At 66.0% G+C, this 5941-nt stretch carries 4 protein-coding genes; 2 read left to right on the top strand and 2 right to left on the bottom strand.

The genetic code is table 11. The features are described 5' to 3' along the window. Window positions 1-1928: amino acid permease (locus QZT59_RS18930; RefSeq protein WP_290819492.1), on the bottom strand; the 1928-nt coding region annotated here is incomplete at its 3' end. Window positions 1929-2365: 437 nt separating this feature from the next. On the opposite strand from QZT59_RS18930, the gene QZT59_RS18925 reads away from it, so the two are divergent. Next, entirely contained in the window at window positions 2366-4042 is a 1677-nt protein-coding gene (locus QZT59_RS18925; RefSeq protein WP_290819490.1) for a TrkA family potassium uptake protein, read from the top strand. Window positions 4043-4107: 65 nt separating this feature from the next. Here QZT59_RS18925 and QZT59_RS18920 read toward each other — a convergent pair whose 3' ends face one another. Continuing rightward, complete coding sequence (locus QZT59_RS18920; RefSeq protein ID WP_290819488.1) at window positions 4108-5139, bottom strand: FAD-binding oxidoreductase; 1032 nt, start codon at window positions 5137-5139, stop codon at window positions 4108-4110. A gap of 182 nt (window positions 5140-5321) precedes the next feature. On the opposite strand from QZT59_RS18920, the gene QZT59_RS18915 reads away from it, so the two are divergent. Then, the coding region (locus tag QZT59_RS18915) for an SDR family NAD(P)-dependent oxidoreductase (RefSeq protein ID WP_290819494.1) at window positions 5322-5941 on the top strand (620 nt) is incomplete at its 3' end.

The raw sequence follows: 5941 nt of genomic DNA, 5'->3' as shown, positions 1-5941 counted from the left end.
GGGGTCGTGTCGTCGATCGACGCGAATTCGGCAGCCCGACGGGCGGCAACCGGCGCGTGCGGTCCGGGTCCGGCGAGCGCTACCGGTCGGCCGATCGCCCGATCCTTGAGACTGACGAGCGTGACGTCACACGGTGCGTCGCGCAGAATAGGGTCGATCGTCGAGCCGAAGACGTGCTCCCGTCGCTGGCGGAACCCTCGCCAGCCAAGGACCACTTGATCGGCCTCCTCCTCTTCGACAACTGAGAGGATGGCCTGACCGGGGTTACGCCCGATCATGGCACGCGTTCGGAAGGCGACGTTCATCCCTTCGGCCGCCTCTCTCGCTCCCTCGAGGAGTTCGCGCTGGCGTTCGATACGTTCTTCTTCGAAGTGGACCTTCTGCTCGAGGGAGGTCTGCTGGGGGACTTCGATCACGTTGACGGCGACCAGCTCCGGGAGGACGGTGCCGTCCTCCCCCTCGTCGCCCTCGGCGTTTGCTCTGGCGCTCGCGGCGGCGAGGCGCAGCAGTTCGCCCTGCGTGGCCGGGTTCGCGACGGGCACGATAACCCGGTATGCGTCCGCCTCGTCCGTCGCCGCGGGCACTTCGGGCGCGATCGCCTCGCCGACGAGGCTGGTCGATTCCGCGTGCTTTCGGGCGTAGAGCGCGTACCAGATGGCGCCGAAGATCACGAACAGTACGCTCAGGACGATCTCGATCGGCGCCATCGCGAAGATGAGCGCAAACGAGAGTACCGAGCCGAGGATCGGGACGATCGGGTAGAGGGGAACCGTAAACTCCGGATCGTAACGCGCTACGTCCGTCTCCCGGTAGACGATCAGCGCGAGGTTAAGCAGTCCGTAGACGATCAAGTGGAGGACGCTGCCCGCCTTGGCCAGCGTCTCGACGTCGCCGTAGAGGATAAACAGCAGGATGAGCGCTCCGGTCAACGCGATCGAGCGGTAGGGCGTCGCGAACCGCGGGTGGACCTCGTTGATCCAGTCACTGATGATCCGGTCGCGTCCCATCGCGAAGTTGATCCGCGAGGAGGCCAGGATCGAGGCGTTCGCCGAGGAAGCGGTCGCGAGCAACCCGCCGAAGGTCAACAGCGCGAGGCCGGCGCCGCCGAGCATCACCTCGGCGAGTCGCGCGACGGCCTGTTCGTCGTGCTCCACGACGGTCTCGTAGCCGTCGATCCCCATCACGACCAGCATAACGAGGGCGTAGAGGACGATCACGAACAGGAGGCTGCCGATCACCGCGAGCGGAAGGTTTCGTCCCGGATTCTTCATCTCCTCGGCGACGGTGTTGATCTCGGCGAACCCGAGGTAGGTGACGAACACCAGTCCGGCGGCGGGCAACAGCGCGGAGTAACCGCCCGTTTCCGCCGGGAAGAAGGGATCGAGGTTCGCTACGTCGAAGTGGAAGAGGCCGACGACGGTGAAGACGGTGAGCACGCCGATCAGGATGGCGACGATCGCCACTTGAACGGTGCCGGTCTCCTTCGCGCCGTAGTAGTTGAGCGCGATGAACAGGAGCGCGGCGACGAGCGCGGCCAGTTGGCCGCCCGAGAGGAAGAGCACGTCCGGAATCGGGAGGTAGATCTGCGCGTAGCTGCCGAAGCCGATCATGTAGAAGGCGGTCGCGAACGCGAGTCCGAGCCAGTTCCCCCAGCCAGCGATCGAGCCGAACAGCGGCCCGAGCGCGTCGTTGATGTAGTAGTACCCGCCGCCCGCCTTCGGAAAGGCCGTCCCCAGTTCGCTGATCGAGAGCGCCGTGAACAGCGCGACGAACCCCGCGACGACGAACGCGAGCGCGGCCGCCGGCCCCACTTCGGCGGCCGCGGTGGCCGGCAGGACGAAGATTCCCGCACCGATCATCGTCCCGGCACCGATCGCGAGCGCGGAGAAGAGGCCGAGTTCCTTGGCCAACTCGGTATCAGATGACATGGTGACCCTTCGGTGTCGAGCGTCGGGTTTCAATGGAAGCACCTTGAGTCCTGCTATCCGTCGACGGTCATCGAACGGTTCCCGGCACCCGGCCCGGTCGCGCACCGTACACCCCTAAGTGGGACGCTGCGGTCGGTTCGAACGATCCCCAGCGACGCTGGAGCGATTCGCACACGCGATGTGTGACCGGTTATCAAATTGTCGATCGAACCGTTCGACGATCGGACGCCGCGGGTCACTACCGGCGCGCGTCGAACCTACCCGTGTCTCTCGCGGAGCCGGCGACTACCAGTTAGCACGGCTCGCCTCCGCCCGGAGTCGACGGTGTCACTACCGTAGGGTCCGTTCGGATCTGATGGACGACGATCGACGCCACAGAAACGGACGAACGCCATAGACAGCCTTATCTGACATTCCTCCATATCCGAAGCAGACCGATGAGCGCGACTGGAACCGAGAGCGAGGACGCCACCGACTGGCGCCGACGGATCTGGGTAGCTTTCGCGGTCGGGGCGGGCGTGGTCGTCGCGTACACCCTCCTCTACCAGTGGGCGATGGCGGCGTTCGAGGGGATGCAACTCTCGTTCCTGCACTCATTGCGGATCGTAATCGAGTCCCTCACGACGGCCGGTTTCGGCGGTGACACGGAGCACTGGAACAGTGCACCGGTACACGTTCTCGTCGTCCTGATGAATCTCTCGGGCGTGCTACTGGTCTTTCTCGCGATCCCGCTGTTCGCCGTGCCGATGTTCCGTCGGGCGTTCGAGACGCGGCCGCCGACCTCGAGCACCCTCACCGACCACGTGATTGTCACCGGGTACTCCGCTCAGGACGAGATCCTCCGTAGCGAACTCGAGTCGGTCGGCGTGGACCACCTCTACGTCGATCCCGACCCCGAACTCGTCACCGAACTCAACGAGAACGGCGTCGACGCGGTACTCGGCGATCCCGAGGCGACGGACGCGATGCGAGCCGCGAACGCCGAATCGGCGCGGGCACTCGTCGCCGACGTCGACGACGAGACCAATCCGACGGTGATGCTCGCGGCAGATCAGGTTGACCCCGACCTCCGCGCGATCAGCGTCATCAGGGACTACCAGGTGGAGCCCTACCACCGCTACGCCGGCGCCGACGACGTCGTCCTGGCCAGACAGCTCCTCGGGAAGAGTCTCGCGATGCGGGCGGCGGCGACGTACGCGGAGAAGTTCCGGGAGGTCGTCGAGGTCGAGAGCGACGTCCGGATCACGGAACTGCTGGTCGAGCGCGGGAGTGACCTCGTCGGGCAGACGTTCCGCGAAGCGACCGTCTTCGATCGGCTGGGGATCACCGTCATCGGTGCGTGGCTCGGCGGGAAGTTCGTGGTGTCGCCGGATCCCGATACGGAGATCGACGAGAACGCGATCCTGCTTATCGCGGGCGAACGCGAGGAGTTTCCGGAGCTGAAGGCGCGGCCGATCCCGTACGACGAGGATCAGTCCGCTCGCGCCGTCGTCTGCGGATACGGGACGGTCGGCTGGTCGGTCACGCAGACCCTCCGGGACCAGGGAGTGGAGGTGACGGTGGTCGACCTCGAGGAGAAGCCGGGCGTCGACGTCGTCGGCGACATTACCGACCCGGAGACGCTCGAGGAAGCCCGCGTCGACGAGGCGCGGGCGGTGGTTCTCTCCCTCGACGAGGACACGCCGACGATCTACGCGGCGCTCGTGCTCGAACAGCTCGCACCCGACGTCGAGGTGATCGCCCGGGCGGACGACACCGACAGTCTCCCGAAACTGTACAACGCGGGCGCTGACTTCGTGCTGTCGCTACCGACGGTCACCGGCGAGATACTGGCGTCGCTGCTGATCGAGGAAGAAGAGATCGTGACGCCCGACACGGAGTTCGGCTTCGTCCGGACAGAGGTACCGGCGTTCGCCGATCGGAGTCTGGCCGACCTCGACCTCCGGGCGAAGACCGGCTGCACGATCGTCGCCATCGAGCGCGACGGAGCGTTGCTGACCGACCTGCGCGCCGACTTCGTCATCGAGGAGGACGACGTCTTGATCGTCGCCGGAAGCGACGAAGCCCAGGAGGAGTTCGAGCGAACGCTAACCGTCGAGTCAGGGAGGAATTGAACGTCGATGGAGCCGCCGGAGGCCGGGAGCGATCGGTCGGTTCGTCGACGACGAAGCCTGGTCGACTACCCGTACCCTTCAGCGTGGACGCGATCGGTCGGGACGCCGAGGTGGGTGACGGCCGTCTCGAGGCTGTAGACCATGGCGTTGATGCCGCAGGCGTAGACCTCGAGCGAGCCCGGGTCGATCCGGGCGTCGACGTCGGTGGGCGGCTGCTGGGCGAGCATGGTCGCCATGTGCCGGCCGAGAACTGCGTCCTCGAGGGCGCGCTCGTCGACGTACTTCAACAGGGCGTCCTGGATGTACTCGGTCTCACCGGACCAGTCTGCGAGCCACGATTCGCGGGAGAGACAGGGGACGTAGTGGAAATTGTCGTGTTCGGACGCGAGGTCGAGAAATGCCTCGTGGTAGGGAAGGTCGTCCGCCCAGGCCGCACCGAGGAAGAGCCAGACGTCCCGTTTCTCGCCCTTGTACTCGTCGCGGCCCGTCTCGAAGGTGTAGTCGATCATGCTCTTCATCGGGGCGACGCCCGTCCCGGTCGCGAGGAAGGCCAGGTCGCGTTCCGACGGATCCTCGAGGAGCAGGTGCCCGCTCGGGCCGCGAACCGCGAGGCGGTCGCCGACCTGGAGCTCGTCGCAGAGGCGAGGCGAGAGACGGCCGTCGGGGACCCGACGGATGCAGAGTTCCGTCTCCTCGCGGTTCGGCGAACTCGAGATGGAGTACGCGCGAGTTCGGTTCCCGAAACGAACCGAGAGGTACTGTCCGGCCGCGAAGTCGAACGGCGTCTCGGTCTCGAAGGCGATCCGAACCAGCGCGGGATGAGCTCGTTCGAATCGGTCGCGAAAGCTCCCGATCTGCGGGGCCAGCTGCGGATCGACGCTCGTTGCCGCGTCGAAGACGCGATCCCAGTCGATCGATCCTTCGTCCGGAACGGCGTCCGCGAATCCGTGGGTGGTCCCGAGTTCGAACAACCGCTCTCGTACCTCGTGTCGGCGGTCACGATCCATCGCCTCGACGGCCGTCACCGTCGCCGACTTCGAGATCACGGGGAGCGATTCCACGTGCTCGTGCTGGGACGTGTGTTCCCTGACAGTCACGCTCGAGGGAACGCACCCCGTTGCCCTGAGTGTTTGGGACGGGTCGTCGACGGGATCGAATTCCGTCAGGTTCGACTCCACAGCACGGTGGAGATGGCCCCACTATCGGCCCTCGGTCGCGGTCGCGTCCGGCCTGCGTCAGCTATTTGCACCAGTGTGTTCAGATGTCGAGCATGACCGAGATGAGTGCCGACGAGGCGATAGAACGGTACGGTCCGAGCGAGATCACCGCCAACGACCTGCTCGTCCTCGACGATCCCCACTACCGATCCGAGAACGTGGCAGTCGTCACCGGCGCGGGCTCGGGCATCGGCCGGGCGACGGCGCTCGCGTTCGCCGCCAACGGCCTCACCGTCGTCGGCACGGACCTGGACGCCGAGGCCGTGGACGAGGCAGGGTCGAAAGCCGAGGGCCTCTCGCTTCCCGGCGAGATCGTCTCCGTCGCCGGAAACCTCGTCGAGGAGACGGATATCGAACGGATCGTCGAGGAGGCGGCAGACTACGGCTCGATCCGGTACCTCGTGAACAACGCCGGCCTGCAGCACGTCGCCCCGATCGAGTCGTTCCCCGTCGAGAAGTACGACACGATGCAGGCGGTGATGCAGCGGGCGCCGCTGCTCCTGACGAAGGAGTGTCTGCCCCACTTCCGGGCCAACGAGGACGGCGGCGGGGTCGTCGGCAACATGTGTTCGGTCCACGGCCACATCGTAACCCGCGACAAGGCGGCCTACAACATGTCGAAGTTCGCGCTGCGAGGGTTGACCCAGTCCATCGCCGCCGAGGGAGATGGATCGGTCAGGGC

It is taken from the genome of Halovivax sp., assembly GCA_007119345.1.
Taxonomy (GTDB): Archaea; Halobacteriota; Halobacteria; order Halobacteriales; family Natrialbaceae; genus Halovivax.
Note: the sequence above shows the minus strand (reverse complement) of the source record. Positions and strands in the feature narration are given on the sequence as shown.

Bases quoted from the DNA above. Each gene is read 5' to 3' on its own strand.
- QZT59_RS18925 (WP_290819490.1), top strand. From the start codon at position 2,366: ATGAGCGCGACTGGAACCGAGAGCGAGGACGCCACCGACTGGCGCCGA.